Origin of the sequence: Methylocella sp. CPCC 101449 (assembly GCF_031921685.1) — a bacterium.
Classification (GTDB): domain Bacteria; phylum Pseudomonadota; class Alphaproteobacteria; order Rhizobiales; family Beijerinckiaceae; genus Terripilifer.
This window is the reverse complement of sequence record NZ_JAPDHU010000002.1, coordinates 1-22,810: the sequence shown is the minus strand read 5'-3', so window position 1 is coordinate 22,810 and position 22,810 is coordinate 1. Positions and strand designations below refer to the sequence as shown.

Annotated in this window: 23 protein-coding genes; 5 read left to right on the top strand and 18 right to left on the bottom strand. The window is 55.4% G+C overall.

Features of this window, described 5'->3' with window-relative positions; all coding sequences use genetic code 11:
- Positions 1 to 16 precede the first annotated feature (16 nt).
- From OIM99_RS27850 to OIM99_RS27845, 6 genes are all read right to left on the bottom strand, one after another.
- On the bottom strand, positions 17 to 289 hold the full coding sequence (locus OIM99_RS27850; protein WP_409371510.1) for an ATP-binding protein: 273 nt from the start codon (positions 287 to 289) through the stop codon (positions 17 to 19).
- A complete protein-coding gene (locus OIM99_RS10775) occupies positions 171 to 1,400 on the bottom strand; it encodes a hypothetical protein (protein ID WP_311850411.1) in 1,230 nt (409 codons plus the stop codon). Before OIM99_RS10775 ends, OIM99_RS27850 begins: the two co-directional genes overlap by 119 nt.
- A gap of 180 nt (positions 1,401 to 1,580) precedes the next feature.
- The gene (locus OIM99_RS10770; protein WP_311850410.1) at positions 1,581 to 2,201 is read right to left on the bottom strand and encodes a hypothetical protein; all 621 of its coding nucleotides are present in this window, start codon (positions 2,199 to 2,201) and stop codon (positions 1,581 to 1,583) included.
- A 189-nt stretch (positions 2,202 to 2,390) separates the two neighbouring features.
- On the bottom strand, positions 2,391 to 2,786 hold the full coding sequence (locus tag OIM99_RS10765; protein WP_311850409.1) for a hypothetical protein: 396 nt from the start codon (positions 2,784 to 2,786) through the stop codon (positions 2,391 to 2,393).
- A gap of 368 nt (positions 2,787 to 3,154) precedes the next feature.
- On the bottom strand, positions 3,155 to 3,280 hold the full coding sequence (locus OIM99_RS10760; protein ID WP_311850408.1) for a hypothetical protein: 126 nt from the start codon (positions 3,278 to 3,280) through the stop codon (positions 3,155 to 3,157).
- Between the two features lie 789 nt (positions 3,281 to 4,069).
- Positions 4,070 to 4,519 carry an SOS response-associated peptidase gene (locus tag OIM99_RS27845; protein WP_409371509.1) on the bottom strand — a complete coding sequence of 150 codons (450 nt, stop codon included), beginning with the start codon at positions 4,517 to 4,519 and terminating at the stop codon, positions 4,070 to 4,072.
- A 365-nt stretch (positions 4,520 to 4,884) separates the two neighbouring features.
- Here OIM99_RS27845 and OIM99_RS10755 point away from each other — a divergent pair, with 365 nt between their 5' ends.
- The gene (locus OIM99_RS10755) at positions 4,885 to 5,262 is read left to right on the top strand and encodes a hypothetical protein (protein ID WP_311850407.1); all 378 of its coding nucleotides are present in this window, start codon (positions 4,885 to 4,887) and stop codon (positions 5,260 to 5,262) included.
- Between the two features lie 946 nt (positions 5,263 to 6,208).
- Positions 6,209 to 6,595, top strand: coding sequence for a hypothetical protein (locus tag OIM99_RS10750; protein ID WP_311850406.1), 387 nt, complete (start codon positions 6,209 to 6,211; stop codon positions 6,593 to 6,595).
- Positions 6,596 to 7,035: 440 nt separating this feature from the next.
- On the opposite strand, the gene OIM99_RS10745 is transcribed toward OIM99_RS10750, so the two are convergent.
- The 4 genes from OIM99_RS10745 to OIM99_RS10730 form a co-directional block, all read right to left on the bottom strand.
- Positions 7,036 to 7,473 (bottom strand): hypothetical protein, encoded by a 438-nt coding sequence (locus tag OIM99_RS10745; RefSeq protein ID WP_311850405.1) that lies wholly within the window; start codon positions 7,471 to 7,473, stop codon positions 7,036 to 7,038.
- Between the two features lie 14 nt (positions 7,474 to 7,487).
- Positions 7,488 to 7,751, bottom strand: a complete 264-nt coding sequence (locus OIM99_RS10740; protein WP_311850404.1) for a DUF1488 family protein — start codon at positions 7,749 to 7,751, stop codon at positions 7,488 to 7,490.
- A 312-nt stretch (positions 7,752 to 8,063) separates the two neighbouring features.
- A complete protein-coding gene (locus OIM99_RS10735; protein ID WP_311850403.1) occupies positions 8,064 to 8,456 on the bottom strand; it encodes a hypothetical protein in 393 nt (130 codons plus the stop codon).
- A 212-nt stretch (positions 8,457 to 8,668) separates the two neighbouring features.
- Positions 8,669 to 9,589, bottom strand: a complete 921-nt coding sequence (locus OIM99_RS10730; RefSeq protein WP_311850402.1) for a beta-1,6-N-acetylglucosaminyltransferase — start codon at positions 9,587 to 9,589, stop codon at positions 8,669 to 8,671.
- A gap of 535 nt (positions 9,590 to 10,124) precedes the next feature.
- On the opposite strand from OIM99_RS10730, the gene OIM99_RS10725 reads away from it, so the two are divergent.
- From OIM99_RS10725 to OIM99_RS10715, 3 genes are all read left to right on the top strand, one after another.
- Positions 10,125 to 10,334: a cold-shock protein gene (locus OIM99_RS10725; RefSeq protein ID WP_311850401.1), complete on the top strand. Its 210-nt coding sequence runs from the start codon at positions 10,125 to 10,127 to the stop codon at positions 10,332 to 10,334.
- Between the two features lie 1,799 nt (positions 10,335 to 12,133).
- A complete protein-coding gene (locus OIM99_RS10720; protein WP_311850400.1) occupies positions 12,134 to 12,763 on the top strand; it encodes a 2OG-Fe(II) oxygenase in 630 nt (209 codons plus the stop codon).
- Between the two features lie 5 nt (positions 12,764 to 12,768).
- The gene (locus OIM99_RS10715) at positions 12,769 to 13,740 is read left to right on the top strand and encodes a hypothetical protein (protein ID WP_311850399.1); all 972 of its coding nucleotides are present in this window, start codon (positions 12,769 to 12,771) and stop codon (positions 13,738 to 13,740) included.
- Between the two features lie 640 nt (positions 13,741 to 14,380).
- On the opposite strand, the gene OIM99_RS10710 is transcribed toward OIM99_RS10715, so the two are convergent.
- The 8 genes from OIM99_RS10710 to OIM99_RS27840 all read right to left on the bottom strand — a co-directional run.
- On the bottom strand, positions 14,381 to 14,728 hold the full coding sequence (locus tag OIM99_RS10710) for a DMT family protein (RefSeq protein ID WP_311850398.1): 348 nt from the start codon (positions 14,726 to 14,728) through the stop codon (positions 14,381 to 14,383).
- Positions 14,729 to 14,757: 29 nt separating this feature from the next.
- A complete protein-coding gene (locus tag OIM99_RS10705; protein ID WP_311852249.1) occupies positions 14,758 to 15,978 on the bottom strand; it encodes an MFS transporter in 1,221 nt (406 codons plus the stop codon).
- A gap of 112 nt (positions 15,979 to 16,090) precedes the next feature.
- A complete protein-coding gene (locus OIM99_RS10700) occupies positions 16,091 to 16,495 on the bottom strand; it encodes a hypothetical protein (RefSeq protein ID WP_311850397.1) in 405 nt (134 codons plus the stop codon).
- Positions 16,496 to 16,529: 34 nt separating this feature from the next.
- The gene (locus OIM99_RS10695) at positions 16,530 to 17,204 is read right to left on the bottom strand and encodes a hypothetical protein (protein WP_311850396.1); all 675 of its coding nucleotides are present in this window, start codon (positions 17,202 to 17,204) and stop codon (positions 16,530 to 16,532) included.
- A 109-nt stretch (positions 17,205 to 17,313) separates the two neighbouring features.
- On the bottom strand, positions 17,314 to 18,669 hold the full coding sequence (locus OIM99_RS10690; protein ID WP_311850395.1) for a sigma-54 dependent transcriptional regulator: 1,356 nt from the start codon (positions 18,667 to 18,669) through the stop codon (positions 17,314 to 17,316).
- Positions 18,654 to 20,132 carry a HAMP domain-containing sensor histidine kinase gene (locus OIM99_RS10685; RefSeq protein ID WP_311850394.1) on the bottom strand — a complete coding sequence of 493 codons (1,479 nt, stop codon included), beginning with the start codon at positions 20,130 to 20,132 and terminating at the stop codon, positions 18,654 to 18,656. The genes OIM99_RS10690 and OIM99_RS10685 overlap by 16 nt, the downstream gene beginning before the upstream one ends.
- 490 nt (positions 20,133 to 20,622) lie before the next feature.
- On the bottom strand, positions 20,623 to 21,276 hold the full coding sequence (locus OIM99_RS10680) for a hypothetical protein (protein ID WP_311850393.1): 654 nt from the start codon (positions 21,274 to 21,276) through the stop codon (positions 20,623 to 20,625).
- 127 nt (positions 21,277 to 21,403) lie between these two features.
- Positions 21,404 to 22,810: YadA family autotransporter adhesin (locus OIM99_RS27840; protein WP_409371508.1), on the bottom strand; the 1,407-nt coding region annotated here is incomplete at its 5' end.

Genomic DNA, 22,810 nt, shown 5'->3' with positions numbered 1-22,810 from the left:
AAATATTCCCACCGTCTCAGCCTCGCTGTCCCGCGCGCGCGGGAGCCCGTAGCGGCAGCAGAACAGCGATGCTTGTACCTCGGTTGGTCGGCTCAAAATGAATCGTCCCGCCCAACTCGGCAATACGCCTGCGCATGCCGGCAAGTCCGTTGCCCGTATCGGCCTCCTCGTCAAGCGAGGTTATACCGATCCCATCGTCGCTGACACGCATGGTTAAAGCCCTTTCCGAAAGCGATAGATGAACCTGAGCTGTGTCCGCCTGTGCATGGCGGATAATGTTCGTGATCATTTCGCGGTGGAGGGAAATGAGGCTGCGATAGACAGGATAGTCGAGCAAAGTCTCCGTTTCTCTTTCGTTTTCGAAATGCCAGGACGATATCGGCCATATCGAGCCGGTCCCCGGTCTCGTGACGAAGCGCCGCCACGATTTGCGACAGCGGCAGGCATTCGGCTGATAACCCGCCGACGATGGAACGAATGTCGGCCAGGGCATCGCGCAAGACACGCTGTACGTCTTCGACTTTGCGCTTGTGCAGCCCCGAGAGGAGGCGGGCGCCGACGTCGTCATGCAGATCGCGGGCGATGCGCAGGCGCTCTTCCATACGTCCTCGCTCATATCCGTTGCGGCTCGCTTCTGAGTAGCGCATCATGCGTATGAGCTGGTCGGCGAGCTTGCCGTCGCGAGAACCGAACAGTCGCCGCCCACCCCAACCGTAACGCAACAGGAGCGCTGGTGTGTCGGCGACCGGCGGTAATGCGAGGTCGAGGCCATCGCGCAGAATTTCCGTGCCGACTCGTGTCTCTTCGGCGACTGCCAACTCAACAGGCTCGAACAATCGTGCCAGGAGCGATCGCCACAACCGCGATCGTTCATCCGGCTCTGGATTGAAGGAAATATCGACCACGGCTTCGAACAATTCGTGCCGCTCTACATTGCGACGCTCAACCAGGCGCTCCCAGAGCCACATCCGCAACGGTAGATAGGCAAAGCCGACAAACAACAGAGAAAGACCGAGCGAAGTTGCGGCTTGCAGTTGAAGCAGAACAATCAGCAGTGCGTCCGCCGCCACGAGCAAGATAAGTCCGCCTGCGTAAAATAAAATGCGGAAGGCCCATTCGTCGAGATCGAATAGCCGATAGCGTGACACGCCAAGCGCCAGTCCTGCATAAATCAGTAAGAAGAAACCAAAGGCATGACCTTGCTGTAGAGCAGGTGCGACGTCGAAGAGAACCGGGCTGATGATCAGAAGAATAAAGGGTAGTGAACCGATAACGACGGATAGACCTAGCCAACGCAACACGGTGCGCGCTCGAGCATCTTGCCGCACAGCGAAACGCTGCGCGATAGCGAGCGCAATAATGGCAAGCATTTCAAGCGCTGTTGGCAGTTGGGCACCCATCTGTGGGCTCGGCAAAGCATGAATTAGATTCAGGAAACTCCATGTCGCCACGATGCCGCAAACCAGCCACAACACCCAGTAAGGCGCGAGCCGTCGCGGATAGATCAGAAATAGGCAGATCATTGAGGCGCCAAAGCCGACCGCTCCGATATGATTGAGAGCGCTGAGAACGCGAAATAGCTAGCCGTCGATAGCCAGTTCCCGCGATGAATAAATCGCGGCCGGAAACGCCGATAGCATGATCATGGCGCCCGACAGGGCAAAAAATCGCGTAGGAACGTCTTGGGGGCGCATCGCCACCACCCAGGCGCCGATTAACAAGGAACCAAGTCCGGTCGTCAGTTGTACCCAAAAGGCCGACGGTAGGCTCGTCACCGGACGTGGCATCGGAACGAGCGTGACAACCGCAGGTTCGGCGGCCTCGCGAGCAAGATACAGCACCACCGCACCGGATTTAAGGAGGTCCGCCAGTTGCGTTTGTTTGGCGAAGAACGCCCGGACCGCACCATAACTGTCGATCACGTCGGGCTCTTCGATGATGTCGCCCGCGCGAAGCGCGATCGAGGCATCAGTTGAGGCTGCCGATGCGATGGCCACGAGACGGTCCCCCGGCTTCGCCTTCTTGCCTACCGGTCCCGTGGAATAAACTTCGTTGATCTGAACGGTATCGCCGGCAGAATCGTCCGACAGCGTCAACCCTATCCATGGCTCACGCAGGACGATCATCAGCACGACAAAAGTTGCCGCCAGACAAATGACAATGGCCGCTTGTAATATGCGGCTTGGAACCCAGAAACTCATCATTGCGCGTTAGTCGTCACTCAGGAGCCCATCGCCGAGTGACAATCCCCCTTCAGCCGAACGCAATATTGTAACGATTTCTGACCTTGTCGAGTGGATATTTGCTGTGATCGCGTGGTGCCTGGGTTTGCACGTGCCAATGTTAGTGCTCGCTCAGGACGATACACAGATCTAGGCACGAACCCGGCTTTACGCGCGCTCCGTCGCGCCAGCAAGCCGCAGAATGCTGTTCATACGAGCGGTTACGATGTCGCTATGGGTGATAGCGAGGATAGCGGCGCCAACATGAAGACTCAAAAGCGCATCGAATACGCGCTGCGAGGTTGAAAAAGGCGTTGCCAGCACTATACTAAGGCGCTGCTTCTGTTCAGCCGACAGCTCGACGCCGCGTTGCCCGAACAATCTCTCGAAGCCATCCGGCAGATCCGCGATGTGGTCGGCCAGACCTGCCAGCGCTGCCGCTGGGACGACCTCCGTCGGACTGGCGTTGGCCCGCGAGAACACTATTCTGGCGATGCTGGCGTTAAATACATCGATTTCGCGTGGAAGCACGACGATACGTTGGTGCGATTCGCCGAGCGGCATGTCGGCGGCAGGGTGTGCGCCAAACAGGATGTCGCTTTCATGAAGTCGGGCGCGCTAGTAGATTTACCAATGTATTTTTACCAGGACGTAGAGATAGCTATTTCTCGCGAGCACAAAAAGCGTGAAGGTCAGGTTTCCCTGAAGGTGGCCCCGCCTAGGCTCATTTCACCACGACTGTTTCTTTAGCGCGCGTCGCCCGTCTCTTACTGGTGATCGCGGCCGTGCCTTGGCTCACGATGACGCTTGCTCTGATTGTTGATCTGATCAAACGCTCAGACCATGAAATGAAAAATCCCCGCCCCCGGCGAGCCGGAGACGGGGCAAAATGATCGTTCTATTTCTAATGGTACATAGCCGCTCGATTGAGCTTAGCGACGGCCCGTCTGCTGGTTGTAATGCTGCTGCGATTTCTGCGCAGCCTGAGAGTTGTTGTAGGCCTTCTGGTTCCACGACTGCGCCATGGCACCGGCTGGGACCGCGAAAAGCAACGCCATGGTAGTTGCAAAGGCAAGAGCGTACTTCATATAACCTCACAGTTGTTATGGACATTTTTTTATAAAATGGAAGCAGAGCAGAGGAACCCCCCGAAATTGGGGGTAGCTTCTACAGCAAGTTATGCACGCTGCGGCATGACGAAGATCGCGCAAGTGCTTCGAGTGCTCATGGCGACGCGCCGTCCATTCCCGTTGCCGTTAGATTGCTGGAAGCTGCCAGCGCGGGTTAGCTTCTGATCAGCCGTGTGTGTCTCAGCCCCAGCTTGCAGCTCGGCCAAGCCCCATGTCGCACCACGAAATGGCGGCTCGCTCAATTTGTTGAACTTTCGTCGGAATCAGAATCAGGTGACGTCTTTCCAACTAGCGAACGCGTCGGCGCAGCAAGTGGCCAGGGCCGCTGCCCGGAGAATGATCCGCCAGTTTGTTGGCCAGCCAGAGCCCATACCCGATCGAAGGGTAAAGCGGCGCGCTAGCGAGCTACGCATAAAGTTTCGCACCGAATAGCATCAATCGGTGCAACTGCGGCGACTGCGCCAAACCACGGGCTTCGCGACACCGGCTTGATGGTATCCGGATCATCGTCGCCTCGTTAACGCGCTTCGGAATAATTCATTCTTGTATGACGCGCGGCGGCTTCAGCAAAACTCCTTCCCATCGTCGCCACTCAACCAAGCGTCGAAATCTTCTTGGTGAAGCATCGCCGCCATGCGATCATCATATTCACAGTCTACTCGTCGGCCTCGCGGACAATGATCCTGCAGGAAATGACTTCGGCGCCATTCGCTTTTTCTAGCGATCCCATAAGCCAGCGAAAGCGAGGATATGACCATCCTCTGCGGTGCAATAATGTGGGGTCCTATCAGACTTCGGTCCGGTCCAGGCATAGAAACCACTAGCCGGGATAATGCATCTCTGCTTCTTGAAAGCATCTCTGAAAGCCGGCCTCGTCTCCACATCTTCGAGTGGAGGATTGAAGCGCGACGATGCTATTTTCTTCAGCAAGCTTTGAGACGAGTTAGAGCTGAACCGCCTCTGCCACTCTCTTGGAATGAGCCCCCAGCGCGCGAGTATCAGCTCGCGCCCGCCGGCCGGGCTGGGACGGATGATCTGGACATCTGTATTTGGCGCGATGTTATAGCGCGGCAGGCTAACGATCGCTGCCGAGCGCCTATCCGTCAGGCCCAGACTAAACGCTTGCGCCGCTTCCCAGGTGTACGATTGAGAAAAACGCCCGCACAAGTCAGCGCATCCGGCGACCAGATTGTTGACCGGATGAATTTACTGTGGGGCCACGCGGAGGCGTTGCAGCATTCCCCGGGATATAGGGGTTTTGATAACTAGGAGAGCGGGGCTTGGCGGGCGTCCAGCGCCCGGATCGTTTCGGTGATCCTGATAATGTGGGTCGCGATGGTCCTGATAGTGCGGACTACTCGAATGTGACCAACCATGAAAGCCGCCAGCTTGCCGCGCTTCCGCGATACCGACCAGCGATAAGCCTGCCGAGATCGCGGTTCCCAAAACTAGGCGCAGACAGAGCAGATCGATGCCAACCATGGTCAACTCCTCTCGATAAATCCGCATTCGCGATCGTGCGGCCGCGCTAGATGCGCGTCGGTAAGACGCCAATTAATTATGGCTCCACGCGCAACGGCGGGAATCGTGCACCGATACACCTTGTCGTACCAGCGATGAAAGACGTGCCCGGCGATGATCCGCGCATGGGCGCGATGGGCAAGTCAAATACGGCATGCGTGCGCCCTGAATTCCTGATGTGCGCAATCCCGGCCACGACGTCGAACGGCTGGCCCGCGAAAGCCGCAGTTTCAACCGTCAGATTTGGCGGTGACAAGGAACAAGCGCTTTATGAACTGCGCGAAGCTATAGAAAGTCGAGACGATAGCCTGGCTTTTTGTTGCTCGCTGGTCGTCGACCTTGTCGACTGGGAATTTCTTGCAAATCCTCGAGGGAGGGCTGCGCAATGAGCAATGTCATGACGTTCAACTGCCGCAGCGTCGACTTTACATGTTGTGCTTACGCGAAATGAGAGTAAGGTCACTGCCCAAGTCAATTGGAAGGTAGTTTGCTCGCGTCCACCTAATTCCCGCCTCACGATGCTGAGGGAATCTACGACGCCAGAGAAAGGCACTCTACCGCCTTGCAACATCAGATGTCAGAGATAGCTGCTATCTGGATTTCTATCCGTCTACGCAAAAGATCTACCGAAGCCATTTTTTGGCTTCGCGTTGTTCGCACGCCCGGTAAGAAGAACTACAAATGGGAAATTATGAGACTTTCTTCTATTGGACCATTTCCATCTTGGCAGCTCTGTTTCTAGCAGTCGTCATTTACGCTCGCCTGTCGCTAGATGTAATGCCGCCTTAAAAGGTACTGTTTCGAGCAAGCCATTATTCCGGTTCAATAGCGCTTTGGCTTCCATAAAGCGCTTGCGTACAGACGAGGTATCGACGTGAGGCTCTACATTTTCCGTTCCGAGGTAAAATCCAACCTGCGAGCTTTTGCCGATGATACGCTAGGTGTGCGATTGCCAAAGAAATTTGGACCTTGGGCGCTTACCGGGGCGGTGCATGCCGAATCTGCCCCGCCTCACGGTCTTTCTCGAACAAGCATCGAAGCATCGATTAGAAAAAGCGGATTCCAGCTCTGGCGATTTATTCGAACCTGAAATGAATAATCCACGCGAGGTCAGCGGCGCGACTAATCACTAGAAACATTAGTCCGGGTGAGTTTCATGCGCAGCAAAGAGACGCCATCGGTTGCCCCTTATTCTCCAGTGCTACCTACTGAGAAATCTGACGACGACCATCGTTTTTTTCGGCACCCAAACCTCACGCCGCCTCAGGCTCCCCCAGCACCGATTGATGATGAGGTTGCCGTTTTGAATCCTCAAAATCCAAGAAAAGAGGCTCAGTGATCCCGATCGCAAACCCCAGAGACATTTTTATGCATATTCCAGCAATGGTTATGTCAGCTACATTTGGCTTAATCGGAGGAGTGGTATTGGCTGGTATCATTGGTTTTAATTGGCTGGGCTGGGTTACCAATGACACCGTTGAGCGAACTGCTCGGCTCCGTGCCGAAGCGGCTGTTATCTCTGCCTTGTCGCCAATATGCGTGCAAAAATTTCGCGAAGAGGCTGGCGTGGATGAACGCCTGATCAAATTGAAGAGAGACAGCGCTTGGCAGCAGACCAACTTTATCTCAAGAGGTGGCTGGGCCACGCTGCCAGGCCGCAGCAAACCGGACCTTGATGTGGCCAGAGCGTGCGCAGCGGCGTTAGTTGGAGCCAAAACATAGGCATTTGTCCTTTCGTACCGCGCATCAAAAGAACACCTGATATGTCCGAGCGATCGGTCAGAGGCACTGAAGCAAAAACCGCGCCCAAGGTACAGTCCGCGATCACGAGGACCTTTAACGCCTTTGAAAAGCTTCTATTAGCGCCCAGTCTAAGGCAATGAGAATAGATCTGGGGAGCTCACCAATGACTGGTTTATTTGGCGACTACCGCATGGTTCGCAAATTCAGCGTATTCTGCCCATTTCTAAAAAGGTATGAGGTCGCGGGCTTCGCAACACCCGAAAAGCTCAAACGAATGGGACGTGGAGCGGTGCCAAACAAAAATGATTGTACGTACGCAGAAATAAGTACTCTTGTTAACGGGGCTATTTGGACAAAACCATACTTAGCTTCATTTACAGATAATCTCGACGATTGAGCGTATCGCCTGACGGCGAGAGTCAGAACTTATTCTGCAGCTCTGGTATGAAATCGATCTTCTCACAGACGCCACCCCAGGTATTCCACTTTTCCTGTTTGCGGATTTTCGGATCCTTAAATGGCTTCCCTTGATTCCAGTAAACGCCCGTCTTTCTGTTTATAAAATGATCGCTATCTAAGATGAAGAAGTTGTCATTGATCTCTTTGGTCCGCCCTCGACTATCATTTATATGAAAATAATAATCACCCTTCACGCTGTCTATGTTAATCGTGAAGGATATTCGCCCTTCGCCGATACAAGCATCGGCATTGCAACCGTTCACCTGGACATTGCATCGGAGCGTAAGCGGCATCGGCGCGGCAATTTCAGCTATTGCATGAGTCGTGGTGAGCGCCAAGACAATGACGCTGAACCATCGTCCTACACCTTGCGCATAGAAAAAACTAACTACATGCATCTCTTTTGCCTGCTCTATCGAAAATCAGCTGCTCTCAGAACGTAAAAAGGACGCGGGCCTCTCGAATATGCCAGGCTTGCGGCTTTTTGAACCGAAGGGCGCAAAGCATCAAAGATCTTGAGGCATTCAGCTTCAGATGCGGTGCCCTGATTGTTTGCGGTTAGAACATCGGCCTCCACATAAAACAGTATCTCGAAGACGCCATCGTGACCGGCAAAACGAATTGCCTTTCGTGTCTGATCAAAGGTCCGGCTCGGGTTTGGAAATATTAAGGTCACGAAGTGACCGTTGTAGCACCTGAACCTCGCGACGCGGCTCTCGCCCTTCGCCGTTCAGTATTGTGCTGATTAAGAGATATCATGCGCTTTGTCGCCATCGATCGGCGGAGGCCAATCAGTCTCTGACCATCTATGTTTGCCGGAATTCCGCTAAAGACATGATAGACGGTCCAAGAACGATCCACTTCAATTCGACGACCGTATTGATCATCCATTGAATCCTGCCCAGCATATCCGCCTTCGAGTGTCCTCGTCTCTATCGCTTTGATCTTTAACTTCGCATCGATTTCGTATTCGCGAATAAGCATACTCTCAAATACTTTTCTTAGGCAGCTTGCGCGGAGAGGAGGCCGCTATTCTATATTTTCTCTCGCGATCAATATCGCTACGGTTGTTCTCAGGGCTGTTATCAGACGTCCCATTTATGAATACATCTTCGTCCAACGAGCGTAGCTTTGCCGCCACCTCAAGACCTTCTTCATTCACCACACGCTCATACGTCTCATCATCGCTTTTAATACGATACTGAAGCAAACTGCCGTCCGATGGCAATTGGCGGGTAATGCGATAGACTTCTGTAGGCTTTGAAAGAGGCCCATGAAACGCGGGTTTTATTCGCACTATCTGCCCCACATTAAACAGGTGAACCGACGCGTGCCCTCGAATTGGAGGAGATTTGCGGATTTGAGCGGTTATAGTGGGCATGGTTGCTGTTCGAAACCTCATTGAGCGAAACACTAACCGGCATCAATTGCGACAAGCTTCCATCGGTCCGTCACCCACCGTTGTCGCGCGTCGATCATTTCCTATCATCATAGTGATGCCCTTCGTTGATCACGCGGTAGATCTTTGCTGTTGCCAGCAAAGAAATGGATCGAATTGAAGGATATCGCGGGACAGTTCGCTATGTTGATAAGTCAACAGGCAAGATCGGCTTGTTTTAAACCGCGCCTGTCCTCGAACGAGCTTTTCAATGACGCGGTATTGTTTTCCTGCACATCAGGAAGTGTCACCATAATGTGGTTTTCCAAGATGTCGAGGACAACATCGTCAACGCCAATATCAAATTTTCTCGCGAACAGATTTTCACTGGCAATCAACTGCTCTGCGTCGTCTGCCGTTAAGGTGCGGGGCCTAAGCTTAATATCGCCGTCTGGCACCCAATCGATTGTTCTCAAGTCGTCATTGATAATCTGGCCGTGGGCTGAGGTATTCATCATGACAGTTTGGAAGAATCCTTCATCGGAGATGAATGTATTTCGATAGAACTGCTTATATCTATCAACTTCAGGCGAGTGGCATACGAATTCGCAGAAGGCACGAGATACGATCATCCACTGATTGCTGATGTATGGTGTTACGCCTGACAAAAAGCTACGCTGCACGGCCGTTCGGTAAATGCCACCGTTTAACTCGACGACATATTCTTTTATTCGCTGGACGGTTTCAGGTCGCATTTCCCTCTGATCAAGAACTTTTATGAACTCGTGACCCTCATGGCGAGCGAGATAGGAAGCGATATAGGATTGGCTCTTTATGGGAAAGTCTTGTCCGCTGAGATTGATAAAGTGGCTCCAGTTCGGACTCATCTTCAACAGATGTGCCATTCCTCTGAGTTCGGTGTTGACTAAGCTATAGCCGCCCCAAGTTGCCTGTTCCGCTGGTAAGATTTCAGCACTTGGATAAGATGATAAGAACCTTGCTATATCATCTTCAAGTTCTAAGCCCGATTTTAGATCGACATGAACCACGTAGATATTCTCAGGATCATAGATTGCCCTAAACATGCGTTTGAATTGTTCTGGAAATCGATGAACCAAAATAAGGTAAGCAATCATGTGTTCGCCCCTTTTTGAGTTGCGGCTTAGGAAATTCAGAAAAGGCAAGTAAGTTCTGGAACGCAACAAGCGATGTCGCGCGCGATTGCGCGGCAAGTTTGTCAAATTAGAACCTTGGAGATCGGTGCGCTTAACCGCACGAACAGCGGTATTTTTAGCGGAACGAAATTGCTGAATCGAACTAGACGCTACTTTAGCTAGATTCACAACATATATGTTTAGCGACCGCCTTCGACGACGGCCGACGCGAATATCCGACCGATAATTGGGAAACGTGCTGTTGTGACGGCTGAGTTCTAAAACTCAATTAGGAAAGTTTCTTCCATGCAAATTCTAACGGCGGCGATGCCTTTGTTCTCGACCTTGATTTGACCATGATGTTCGCATACAAGTGCTCATCGGCTTTTGGTTGATTGTTTGTCTCCCGCCTCGGCGCGCTACTACCTCTCCCCCGAAAAATTCGATGTTTGCTGCTGGCGAGTTCTCTCGCCAGCAAACGATAACTTGCGCCTAGACGCCAACATGAGGACTACAAATGGCAACCGGAACAGTGAAGTGGTTTAACGACCAAAAGGGATACGGATTTATCCAACCCGATGATGGCGGTAAGGACGTTTTCGTCCATGTGTCCGCCGTTGAACAAGCGGGCATGCGCGGCCTGAATGAAGGTCAAAAGCTGGCCTACGAAATTGTTACAGACGGCAGGAGCGGCAAAGCTTCGGCAGGCCGCCTTCAAGCTGCTTGATCAAAGATGCGGTAATCTCTTGGATGCGAGCCACGGATGTACTGGTGGCATTCCAGCGGTTGTCTCAAGAGCTCCGGAGAAATCCGGAGCTTTTTTTATAATCAGAACGGTTCGTATGGAGCCGCCAGTGCACAGATGTGCTGCCCATAGTGTCACCGGGTCTCGCTCGCTTATGCCCTTAGGCGTTTGGTTAAATGCGCCACTGCCATATATTGATAAACAAGAAGCCAGCAGTTCTCCTCTCAAGTCCTGATATTCAATATTTAATCGAACTTAACGGGAAAAAGAGCCAGAACGGCATCGATAAGCATGGATGGCCCAGCAAGGCCAGCGTCGCAATCGATCATTCGTCCATCACGCCAATTGATTTGATCACTGAGACAGTTGGCTCGGTTGTGCCAGACAACCAGTCGACAAGTACGACGGTGCCATGACCTCATGGCAGGCCGCTTGACAGGCTTTCAAACTGCATCTTGGATAAGTCGCACGTTGATTATATCGTAGGCCGGTTGTCTAATGTCTAATTCACTTAATCGTTGTTGGATCTATTGGCGGCGGGGGATTCCATGGGAGACGAAAAGCCGAATGCGTTGGTCGGTCTGCTGCACCAACTGCTCAGCGGCAGCGACTTCGATTTTGATCCTGAAGAATTGCAGTTTTTCTCTCGTCTTATTGAGAAACGCGGCGAGCAAACTTCATTCAATGCAATACTGACAGGCCTGATTGCTGGTATCGTCACCAGCCGTGCCATCGGTCGCAGTGATACTGCGATTGCTATCCTTGCAGAAATCGCCCGGAACGCTACGCAGACGTCGCCATCCGCGACGGCCTCCTTCGTACCAGATGCCTTTCATCCCTGGGCACAGCAATCCGACGCCGCCCCTGTAGCGCGGGCCGCTACGCCCGTTAGGCCTGACCTAGTTCGCGACGGCCCTCGTCCATGGGTACCGCACGTGGAACCTCAAGGTGGCGTACCGCATAACCCTGGTCCCTGGAACCCAGAAGGACCGCAAGGCCCGCCTCTCGTCGCCGGGCCACATAATCCTGGTGATCCTTGGGACCCGGAGGGAGGAGGCCCCCATCGTCCGTCTGGTCCATTAGGGCCATGGGACCCTGGCTCTCCACAAGGCCCGCCTCTCGTCGCCGGCCCACATAATCCTGGTGATCCTTGGGACCCGGAGGGGGGAGGTCCACATCGTCCGTCCGGTCCATTGGGGCCTTGGGACCCTGGCTCTCCGCAAGGCCCGCCTCTCGTTGCCGGGCCACATAACCCTGGTGATCCTTGGGACCCGGAGGGGGGCGGTCCACATCGTCCGTCCGGTCCATTGGGGCCTTGGGACCCTGGCTCTCCACAAGGCCCGCCTCTCGTCGCCGGGCCTGGTAACCCCTGGGATCCGCACGCAGGCCCGAAAGATCCAGAAGGCCCCGGCAGACCGGAGCCTATCCCTCCAGGGCCACCAAGTGATCCGAAAGGCCCCCAACCGATCCCGCCGGGACCACCAAGCGATCCCAAAGGTCCGCAACCGATCCCGCCGGGACCGCCAAGCGACCCCAAGGGCCCACAACCGGTTCCGCCTGGACCGCCAAGTGACCCGAAAGGTCCGCAACCGATCCCGCCTGGGCCACCAAGCGATCCAAAAGGACCTCAACCGATTCCGCCTGGACCGCCTAGCGATCCCAAGGGCCCCCAGCCGCTTCCGCCGGGCCCCCCGAGTGATCCGAAAGGGCCGCAACCGATCCCACCGGGACCACCTCGCGATCCACACGGCCCGCAGTACAATCCCCAAGCGCCCACCGGTGTGGGTATTCCCTTTCCCGGCGATATCTTTCAGTTCGTGACATTTGAGGAATTTCTGGCGCCAGCTCAGCTCCAAATGGTCACTGAATTCGTGCGCAAAAATGAGAGCCGGTTCAAACCATCCAGCGTGGTGCAGCGCGGCAACAACAACGGAGTGGTTGATCAGAACCAGCGTCGTTCGGTGATCATGGATCACCCCGACGAGGTTGAGACATTGTTCCAGGACAACATTCGCCGTCTTTTACCTGAGGTAGCACGTCGTTTCAGCCTGCCAAATCTTGCATTTGACACCATCGATGTTCAGATCACCGCAACCAACGATGGGGAGTTTTTTGTCGCCCATCAGGATAACGGCGGAAGTCATTTCAAATCCCGCTTGCTGAGCTATGTGTATTTCTTTCATCGCGAGCCGAAGCCATTTTCAGGCGGCGAGTTGCGCCTCTACGAACCACCAGAAAATGCGGCGAGGCTCAAGGCAGCACCCCGACAAAGCACAATCACGCCTCATCGTAACGGGATCGTCTTTTTCCCGAGCGGCCTCCTACATGAAATACGCCCTGTCAAAGCGCCATCGAAGAAATTCGATGACAGTCGCTTCACGGTCAATGGTTGGATTCATGTCAAAGGTTGATTGAGATGGATGACCTTGCACAGACAACGGAGGAGACCTTAGAATCTCCTCTTGGCGCTTCAACAGTATTTCGTTGCGAACTTGAAGCTCAGCCAGATCATCTTGTGCCCCAGTGGCAACTGAATGCTTTGCCGGCACTCCCGATAGCTGCCGAATTGGCAATTTCACCGGCCGTCCGCTTCGGAGATCGCGTCGATCTTCCTGCCGCGATAAATCATGCTGTTTATCAGGATGCTTGGACGGCCTGGACAACAGATAGCGGCACGGGAATCAGCGTGCCTTTCGTTCTTGGCGCCAAGTCCATCGGCGAACTGCGGAACTTCATGTCGGGTGGCGGGCTATCGCCCGCTATCGCATCGCTACTGTGGCATGCTGGCATCCTCACCGATAAAGGCACTTTACAAAGACGAGCCATGGCTTGGTCGCTTCGGACTGCAGAAGCGCGACGCATGTACGCGCTCGGTTTTGCGACCTTGCGCGACTTTATCCATCCCTTTCAGCTATCGGCCCTGCGTCGCTACTATCGCCACCAAATTCGCACCGGCGCATTCCAGCTTGGCGATATCCAAAGTGGGTTGCGATACGTTGTGCACAACGATCCAGTTGCCCGCTTCTTCCATCAGCAATTGGCTGGCCCCGTCAGCGAGGTAGTCGGATATCGCCTGAAGCCATCGTATGTCTATCTCGGCGCTTATCAACCTGGTGCACGCTTGCCTCGCCATACCGATCGACGACAATGTGAGATCACAATGGCCGTTTGCATCGATTTCTCGCCGGAGCCGGACAAGGAAACCTGTTGGCCACTACAGCTAGATATGAGTAGTAGCCGCATCGGCGTCTATCAGGCTCTCGGCGACGGGCTAATCTATCCTGGAACCGTCATCCACCATTTGCGCGACGTGTTGCCGGACGCGTGCAGCTCCACATCGCTGTTCTTCCATTTCGTTTCTATGGATTACGATGGTCCTCTGGATTGAACTGGTCCTGACGTCACCAATTACACAAGAGTGCTGAGAAGACATCGATACTGAGCTGCCCGCGAGCAGATCTGCTGCCGTGGTTTAACAGTCGAATGAGCCATAGAGCAGAACGAACAGATTCTTGCTCATACGCACCGTTAGCTCATCTGCTAAAATATAGCGTTCAATCAATTAAATTGATGGAGCCCCGTAATCTCTCCACGATGCCTGATGCTCTCCCCTCCAAGGTCAGCCAATATCGGCAACCTTAACCTCCGGGAACTCTAACTTTGCCGCCAGTGGACACATCTGATGCGGCAGGCCTTAGATTGTAGCGAAATCACGGGCACATATGCTGCCGCTAATCGATCCATCGTAGGAAGCTGACGATGATGATTTGGACCATTCGCTTTGCTGGACTTGGCTTTGGCTTGATCGGGGTGCTCTTTGGTTGGCGCCGACACCAAATAGGGATTGGCGAGGACGCGCCGTTTTGGTGGACGATTGAAGCATTCATGGCCTGCGAGAATAAGGATCCTCAAAAGTGGTATAGATGCTTAAGGCGACGAACTCACATCTGGCTGATCGATGGCCCGGCAGTGACCTATTTCGCGAGTTTTTGGACGGGGTCACTCGTGATTTCCGATAGACAGTGATCTTATCCGAACGGCGACTTGAATACAGAATACGCTCCAGCTGCGATCAGCAAAAAGCCGATGCCATAACTCAGCGTGAATCTCTCACCTAGATAGAGGGTCGAGAACGCCGCGAATACAATGAGTGTAATCACCTCCTGAATCGTTTTGAGTTGTGCCGTGGAATATGCGGCGCTTCCGATTCGATTAGCCGGAACAGCCAACCAATATTCGAAGAACGCTATACCCCAGCTCGTGAGCACTGCGATCCATAGTGCTGTGCTCTTGTGTTTAAGATGACCATACCATGCGAACGTCATAAATACGTTGGACGCAACCAGCATTGTGATCGACAGGAATCTATCAGCCATATAGTCCTCTCACTTCAATCGTTTTGTGCTTAAGCTGCCTCGGGTGCTGTTTGAGGACCGCTGTCGGATTCCTCCGAGTATGTTTCGGGCATGGCCAGCCAGAAAAGTGCAAGCGCTATGGTTGCTATGACTGCAAGAAATAGGAACGCAGAATTGTATCCCGCCCTTACAACGATAAAACCCGCGAAGCTGGTACTCAGTGCCGCGCCAATACCTATGGCGGTCGAGATTGCGCCTTGGCTTACGTTGAAATGTCCAGTCCCGCGTGTCAGGTCTGACACGACGATAGGGAAAAGAGCACCAAAGATGCCCGCGCCGATGCCATCGAGGGCTTGTACCGCGATAAGCCACATGGCGTCGTCCGACAGCGTATAGAGAAAGCCTCGCAAAGGCAGAATTAGAAACCCAGCTAGGAAAATTGGCTTTCGACCCCACCGGTCTGCCTTGGCACCGACCAAAATCGCCATCGGGATCATGACGAGTTGAGCGGCTACAATACAACCGGACATATAGGTTGTGCCGAGCTCTCCATTTTGGAGTGACAGTTTCTGACCAACGAGTGGGAGCATGGCAGCATTGGCGAAGTGAAATAGAGTGACAGAGATAGCGAAGACAAGCAGGGGCTTGTCGGTCAGCAAGATCGACCAAGCGGATGGGCGATGCTTCGATTCGTTGGCATCTATCAACCCGCGTGCGACGTCATGGTTGATGCTGCTAGCCGGAATCATCATTACCGAAATGAGGCTCGCCACCGCAAAGATCGACATCACATAAAAGACAACGATAGGCCCAAGAAAGTATGCTGTCGCTCCTGCTAGGATGGCTGCCGTAGCGTTGCCGGCATGGTTGAAAGCCTCATTGCGACCCGTGCGCTTCGTGAAAGCTTGAGGGCCGACGATGCCCAACGTGATGGCGGCAATTGCAGGCTGAAAAATCGATCCGGCGGCTCCGCTAACTGCTTGCAGACCGGCGACCATGGAGAAAGATGGAAACAGGGGCAGAACGAGAGTGCTTATCATCACCAAGATGGCACCCGTTACGACAAGTCCGCGCTTGAATTGGCTGGAATCGATTAAAGCGCCAGCGGGAGTCTGTGCCAAAATTGCAGCAATCCCCGCGATCGACATGACTATGCCGATGCTGGCCTCATCCCACTTCTGTACAGTCAGAAGATATACTGCGAGATAGGGCCCCAGTCCGTCGCGCACGTCGGCTAGAAAGAAATTCAACGCATCGAGAGGTCGCCGCATTTTAACCGATCTAGGAGCCACTAAAGTCGTTCCTTGATGATGCGAAGCCATGTCACGATCCGTCGTTTCAAAAGTGGGCGCAGCTGAGCCGCGCCCACGCTGAAGTTATAACTTAGTGCACATGCACACCGTCGTGATGGATGTGAATGTCATAGGTCCGGCCACTTTTGGTGGCTGTCGCCTCAAAATGTTTTCTCTTGGCGCGCAAATCGCCGACGATTCGATAGCCTTCAGCCTCGGCCATTTTCGTAGCAGCGGTGGCTGTGAAATCTGGATGATGATGCTTGTCGGGATGATGAGCTAGCTGGAAGTCTCCGTCGCCTATGGCGATGCGCTCGACCTTGATCTCGCTCGGTTTGCGCTCTCCTTCGAGCCGAACTTTTAAGCCCGTTTTTAGAACAATTTGTTCTGCCGCTTTCGGACCGATATCGGCGAGGAAACGACCATCACGTGTCTCGATCACGAAGCGATGAGCGAACACGTCGGTAATGGTGCCGGTGAATTTGGAATGAATCATATGAACTCCTATATTTTGGTCGCTAATAAGTGGATCAGTCTCTTGGGCCGACTCCGGGACCTCTGGGCATTGGCCGATCAACGTCAGTCATGCCTCCTGAGTTGGAACCGAAGCTGGTGACGTCGACGACTTTGCCAAATGGTGTTTGCGTCGCGACGCCGGATAGAGTGAGAAAGTTACCCTTGCCGAGAAGGTCAGCGCGTTGCTCGGCTACGTGGGGCGGTAAACGAATAATCGTACCGTCCTCGAGTAAAGCGCCGTTGATCTCGCCACGCTTTCCATAAAGAGGTTGCGCCACGCGTCCGCCGATCGTCATGATCCGGGCATCTGACCTAACAGGCGGGCCACTGTCGATGATCGTTGCTCCGCTCGCTTCATTGCGAATTTCCATGGCGTCGATCATCGGAACCGAACGCGCTTTCAAGCCGCGCACAGCAATTGTGTCGTTGGGCTTAATCGCGAATACGACCTGCACGCCGAGATGCGGAGGAAATTGCACCTGCGTACCGTCCTGAAGGATGAGGCCATCAACGTCGCCACGCGGCGTTAGGGAATATTGTTTCACAGTGCCCCTCGTTTCCGGAAGTTGCGAAGGATCGTAGCCAGGTCGTGGTGGCGCTTGAGCAATGGCAGTTCCTGCCAGGCCGATAACGAGAAGCGACGCGGGAATTGCTTTTGTGCTTAGAAAGCGATCGATAAACCGGGGCATGGCTTTCTCCTTGCCAAATGACACAAGCGTGTCGATACAGCTAGTGAGCAAGCGGTGCGCCAACTCTGAATATACGCCTCAACAATGGGTTAGATGACGTTCTAGATGATTATCTGTCATCATCGGCGACGTCGGGCGTCAGTTTATCTGACGCCGTCATCAGCCCGTAGCGCTGCATTTTTGTATAAAGCAGTTGGCGGTTGATACCGAGCCGCCTCGCCGCTTCGGTCCGATTGCCGTGTGTGTCGGCGAGCGTTCTTTCGATCATCTTGCGCTCGAGCTCAGCAACAGCCTGCGATAGATCATTGCCATCGCTGTCTTTAGCTGAACTCGCTAATGAGGTCGGCAATTCAAGATCACTGGGCTCGATGATTGGACCACGAACCAGCGCGGATGCTCTCTCAATGACGTTGCGAAGCTGACGGATGTTACCTGGCCAACTATAAGTTTCGAGCTTGGCAAAGGCATCTGACGAAAGCCGCTTTGGCAGATTCGATTTAAGCGCCAGAAAGTGTTGCGCTAAAAGCGCTATATCGGCCCGACGCTCGCGCAGGGGTGGGAGTGTTATGGGGACGACGTTGAGGCGATAGTATAGATCTTCGCGAAAACGCTTATTCGCGACGAGTTGCCCAAGATCGTGATGCGTCGCTGCGATCACGCGCACGTCGACTGGTGTTGGTTTGCCTCCGACCGGCGTGATCACGCGCTCTTCGAGAGCACGGAGCATCTTAGCCTGCATGGCGAGAGGCATATCGCCGATCTCATCCAGGAACAACGTGCCTTTATCCGCTTCCCGGAAGGCGCCTCGACGATCAGATATCGCCCCTGTGAACGAACCTTTGGTGTGGCCAAAGAGCTCGCTCTCAAGCAAATCTGCTGGAATGGCAGCGCAGTTCACGGGTATGAATGCGGCAGCGGCGCGTCGACCATGGGCGTGAAGCGCGGTTGCGACCAGCTCTTTACCTGTGCCTGTTTCACCTAGAATAAGGACGGTGGTATCCTTATCTGCGAGCATTCCGATCGATTTTTGTACGGCCCGCATGCCGCCACTCGTGCCGATCAGGGTATCAGTCTGAGTCCCTATTTCTGTCGACGAAAGCCTTCTATCGGCCAGCATCCGATTCACGACGTCGGCCAGTTCTTGGCGACCGATCGGCTTCATCAAGTGATCGTAGGCGCCGAGCCGCATGGCTTCTATTGTGTTCGCTGCCGTGGCAAAGGCAGTCAGCACCACGACGGGCAAGGCGGGAGAGCGCTCGCGGATTTTAGTCAGGACCTCAATGCCGTCCATTTTGGGCATTCGGAGGTCAAGAAGAATAGCATCGACCTGAAATCGATCCATAATGGCGAGCGCTTCAGGACCGGACGCTGCAGCTAGCACATTGACGTATCCCAGATCCGTCAAGGTTTCTGTCAAGCTTTCGCGCATGCCGTCATCATCATCAACGATCAGGATGCGTGGCATGGGACCTCAATCTCAAAATTGCAGCCTCGAGATGATGCTACTAGCCGAGCTTCTCCGCCGTGGGCACGAGCGATTTCCCGCACAATCGCTAGCCCGAGGCCTGTTCCGTCGTTGCGCCCGGTGACAAAAGGTTCGAATAAGCGGGTAATTATAGCTGGATCGACGCCCGGCCCGCTATCTTTGACGCTATAGACGGCTGTTCTACCGTCCGATCGTACTGAAAGCTCGATCTTTCCACCCGTTCCGACAGCGCTAAGCGCGTTGACGAGAAGATTGTCAAGAGCTCGCCGCAGCTGTTCGCGATCACCCGACAGGCGAAGGGAGCCAGAAGCGGCCGTAGCCGTGAGATGGACGCCCTTGCGAATGGCGGCGTCGCGGTGTGTGTCCAAGATGTCGTCCATAAGTGCGGCTGGATCGATTTTTTCATGTTTTATGGGCTTCTGATGGGTGGTCGCCAGTAGATCACTCAGCAATTTGTCCAGACGAGTCACTTGTTGCAGCACGGCCTGCAGAGCAGCGTTGGCGCGCATGGGATCAGAAGAAGCCAGCGCATTCTCTGCCTTAAGTCGCATAGCGGCCAAGGGATTACGAACCTCATGAGCCAAGCTTGCCGACAGGCGCCCGACGGCGGCAAGTCGTTCGACGCTTTCCGCGTGTTGGCGGGCCTCTCCGAGCCGCTGGCCTGCCTCGTTCAGCGCTACAACGAGACGATCCATATCGGGATCGCCTGTTTCTTTGAGCTGCGGTAGATCGATCGTATTATGCTGGCTCAGGATTGAGGCAATGTGTGTCGCTCGTCGCGCAGAGCTGATGATTACCGCTGCCAGCCATAGCGCAGCGCCAAGAACGGTTGTCGCCAATAAACCCATTCCGGCGAATAGTCGATTATAAGCTGGTCCCGACCAATTATAGACGCGTGACATCGTCCAAGCGGTCAATTGAGGAATAGGGCCGGATAACGGACAAGCGTGCAGTATGATCGTCTGAGCCTGTCCGCGAAAACTGGTCTGCGCCGGGCCATCAGCGCTCAAAGCACGCCGATTAATCTCGGCGATAGTGGTAAGCTCAGCGCTGGGTAGATCCGTCTTTGGCCCCGATCCTTCATAGGTCGGATAGGCATAGGCCAGAGAGCCGCTTGGTCCATACCAAATTCCGCCTTCTACACCAGATATGTGGGCAAGCGCGACAGAGACCACACTGGTCAGTCCATCCCGGAACTCTTTGTCGTTAATGCCTGATGCATTGGATGCCCAACCGGTGGTGAAGTAGAGATAGCGATCGCCAATGGTACGACAGGCGCGATCGGCCACCTCTTTCGCTTCGGATACTTGGCGGGCTGTGGTCTGTGAATAGAACTGTGCGAACAAATAGGCGGTGATTGATGCCGAGACGGCCAGCAGAAGCCATAGCCCGATGAGTTGCCAACGTACCGAAAGACGTAGCTTCGCGGCGGCGAGCTTCACTGCTTTGATCCCATGAAAACGCGATGCAGTTCTGATAACTCAACAGCAACGGATGTGCCACCGGGCGGCTAGCTGCTAACTTACTGTTTTTTCTAGAAGCTCAAGTCCTATGTGTCCCGAATGCTGACAGCGCGTCAGAAATGCGGACTCAACATGAGTGAAGACGATAGCCGCAGACAGGGCAGAAATAAATCGTGCATCGATATAGTTGTGAGAGGTGTCGCAGGATTGGCGAGTGAAGAGGCAACTACGGGGTTTCTCGCGAACACAAAAAGCGAGAAGGCAAAATTCACTTAAAAGCTACCACCTGAGTTCGGCTCATGACGACCGTTTAAGGTGTGTCGCCCGCATGCTGCTGGTGATTGCCGTCATTCCTTGCTGACGCTCTGGTTCCGCCGGCAGCTGGCAAATGTCTGAATGCCGGATCGGCGCGCATGCGGCACGGCAACTGCCCTGCGGCGCCCCGAAGACGCCGAGAACATCCCGGCGGTTATCGGCCTGTGGCAGGGCTGTTTGGAAGCACGGCGGCGGTTGGCGCGCGGGGTGGCTCACGGGAGACAGCAGGCTGCCTTGCGGGGGGTGTGTCTGGCGCTTTCGGCCCGCTGGCAGACAGGTTGACCGAAAGGCCGAATATGCGCCATTCGCGATTGACCGGTTCGTAGAGCAGCTCGAAATTGACCTGCATCGGCGTGGACGGAAAGAAGCCGGCCAGGCGCATTTTTCCGTCGGTCTCGATCTGCGGTAGAAGGGTGAGTTGGGGATCGAGGACGACGAGGCCGGCGAGATCCAGCCTTTGCTGCCGCTGCGAGGCGAATATCTCCGCCAGCCTGGCCGGATTGTTCACCTGGAAATTGGGCGAACCGAGATCGCGCAGGACCGAATAGTTTCCGGTCTTGTTGGCCTGGTCGAGCGCCAGCAACGCCGATTTGACGAGGATCAGGACACCGTTGCGATCGACGTCGGCGCGCCGCGGCTGGGGCGCTTCCGGCGCGGGGACCGCGCGCGAAGGCTTCGGCGGGGAAGCGGGTTCGCGCTGGCCCTGGGCGAGCGCGGCGTTCGAGGACATCGTCGTCAGAATGCCTATTGCCAGCGCGATGACGAACCATGTGGCGGCCTTGCGGCCGCAGGTCGAATGTCTCTGCAACGTATGTCGTCTCTTCCTGAAGGATCGACTCCGGGCGTCTGCATTACCCTGCATCGGCGAAGGCGGCCGGGCGCCCGGTCGCAGCGTTCAAGAGGCCCCCGGGGGGAAAGCCGCTCGACATGGCGGATCAGAACTCGCCCTGCAGGCCGACACGAGCGCCGAAATTGCCGCCGCCGCTGTAGGCGGCTCCGGCCGTGACGGCGAGGGGTACGTCCAGGTTGAGGCGATGAGCAAACGAGAAACCACCCGCATATTCTCCCCTGAATGTCGCGACATTGGTGGCCCAGGTCGTCCGCCCCGGCACCGAAGGCATGGGCGCGCTCGTCATCGCCATGGCCGCCGCGATGCCCTGACGCGCTTCGCGCCGCGTCTCCATGGTGAAGCGGCTGAGATTGCCGATGGCGGTCTCCAGGCCGCTCACCCGCCCGTCCAGAGCTGCGATCGAGGCCGGCCCGTAGTTGGACACGGCGAGATTGCCGCGGCTGTCGGTCGTCACGAAACCGGTCGGGCCGACCTGGGCAGCGGCGCTGGCCGCCGACGTGATGCCGGAAAGCGTATAGGTATTGCGTGAATTGCCGATCGCGACCTGATTGGCACGGGTTGTCGCAACGCCCTGCCCAATCGCCGTGGAATTGTCATGCGCAGCGCTCGAACCCTGACCGATAGCGGTCGCATTAACGCCGGTTGCGCTGGCGCCTTGCCCGAAGGCCGCGGAAGAAGCACCGGCAGCCGTCGCTCCGGTTCCGATTGCCGTTGCATTGTTCGCTGACGCAACCGAGCCGGCGCCGTAAGCCGAAGCGGCACCGCCATTGGCGGCGCTATCGACGCCCGTGGCAGTGCTGTAGCCGCCACTCGCCTGACTCCGCGCGCCCGTTGCAATGCTGTTGAGCCCGTCGGCAGTGCTTCCCATCCCCGTTGCCGTGCTGTTCTGCCCGCTTGCCGTACTGCCGACGCCCGTTGCGGTGCTGTTCGTTCCGCTCGCGGTGCTGCTCATGCCAGTCGCGGTGCTGTAGTCTCCGCTCGCGCTGCTCCGTGCGCCCGTCGCGGTGCTGCTCGACCCGCTGGCCGTGCTCTGTGCGCCTGTCGCCGTCCCGTTCGTTCCGCTGGCAGTGCTTTCCGCTCCCGTAGCCGTGCCATTGGCGCCGCTCGCAGTGCTCGCTGCTCCGGCTGCGGTGCTGTAGCCGCCGCTCGCCTGGCTCCGCACGCCCGTGGCAGTGCTGTTGAGCCCGTCGGCAGTGCTTCCCATCCCCGTTGCCGTGCTGTCCTGCCCACTTGCCGTACTGCCGACGCCCGTTGCGGTGCTGTTCGTTCCGCTCGCGGTGCTGCTCATGCCAGTCGCGGTGCTGTAGTCTCCGCTCGCGCTGCTCCGTGCGCCCGTCGCGGTGCTGGAGGCCCCGCTCGCTGTGCTTTCCACGCCCGACGCGGTGCTGCTCGACCCGCTGGCCGTGCTCTGTGCGCCTGTCGCCGTGCTGTTCGTTCCGCTGGCAGTGCTTTCCGCTCCCGTAGCCGTGCCATTGGCGCCGCTCGCAGTGCT

Excerpts from the sequence above, each read along its gene's own strand:
- OIM99_RS27850 (WP_409371510.1), bottom strand. The coding sequence starts at position 289 with ATGATCACGAACATTATCCGCCATGCACAGGCGGACACAGCTCAGGTT.
- OIM99_RS10775 (WP_311850411.1), bottom strand. The coding sequence starts at position 1,400 with ATGGGTGCCCAACTGCCAACAGCGCTTGAAATGCTTGCCATTATTGCG.
- OIM99_RS10770 (WP_311850410.1), bottom strand. The coding sequence starts at position 2,201 with ATGAGTTTCTGGGTTCCAAGCCGCATATTACAAGCGGCCATTGTCATT.
- OIM99_RS10765 (WP_311850409.1), bottom strand. The coding sequence starts at position 2,786 with ATGCCGCTCGGCGAATCGCACCAACGTATCGTCGTGCTTCCACGCGAA.
- OIM99_RS10760 (WP_311850408.1), bottom strand. The coding sequence starts at position 3,280 with ATGGCGTTGCTTTTCGCGGTCCCAGCCGGTGCCATGGCGCAGTCGTGG.
- OIM99_RS10755 (WP_311850407.1), top strand. The coding sequence starts at position 4,885 with ATGCGCGTCGGTAAGACGCCAATTAATTATGGCTCCACGCGCAACGGC.
- OIM99_RS10745 (WP_311850405.1), bottom strand. The coding sequence starts at position 7,473 with ATGCATGTAGTTAGTTTTTTCTATGCGCAAGGTGTAGGACGATGGTTC.
- OIM99_RS10735 (WP_311850403.1), bottom strand. The coding sequence starts at position 8,456 with ATGCCCACTATAACCGCTCAAATCCGCAAATCTCCTCCAATTCGAGGG.
- OIM99_RS10730 (WP_311850402.1), bottom strand. The coding sequence starts at position 9,589 with ATGATTGCTTACCTTATTTTGGTTCATCGATTTCCAGAACAATTCAAA.
- OIM99_RS10725 (WP_311850401.1), top strand. The coding sequence starts at position 10,125 with ATGGCAACCGGAACAGTGAAGTGGTTTAACGACCAAAAGGGATACGGA.
- OIM99_RS10715 (WP_311850399.1), top strand. The coding sequence starts at position 12,769 with ATGGATGACCTTGCACAGACAACGGAGGAGACCTTAGAATCTCCTCTT.
- OIM99_RS10710 (WP_311850398.1), bottom strand. The coding sequence starts at position 14,728 with ATGGCTGATAGATTCCTGTCGATCACAATGCTGGTTGCGTCCAACGTA.
- OIM99_RS10705 (WP_311852249.1), bottom strand. The coding sequence starts at position 15,978 with ATGCGGCGACCTCTCGATGCGTTGAATTTCTTTCTAGCCGACGTGCGC.
- OIM99_RS10700 (WP_311850397.1), bottom strand. The coding sequence starts at position 16,495 with ATGATTCATTCCAAATTCACCGGCACCATTACCGACGTGTTCGCTCAT.
- OIM99_RS10695 (WP_311850396.1), bottom strand. The coding sequence starts at position 17,204 with ATGCCCCGGTTTATCGATCGCTTTCTAAGCACAAAAGCAATTCCCGCG.
- OIM99_RS10690 (WP_311850395.1), bottom strand. The coding sequence starts at position 18,669 with ATGCCACGCATCCTGATCGTTGATGATGATGACGGCATGCGCGAAAGC.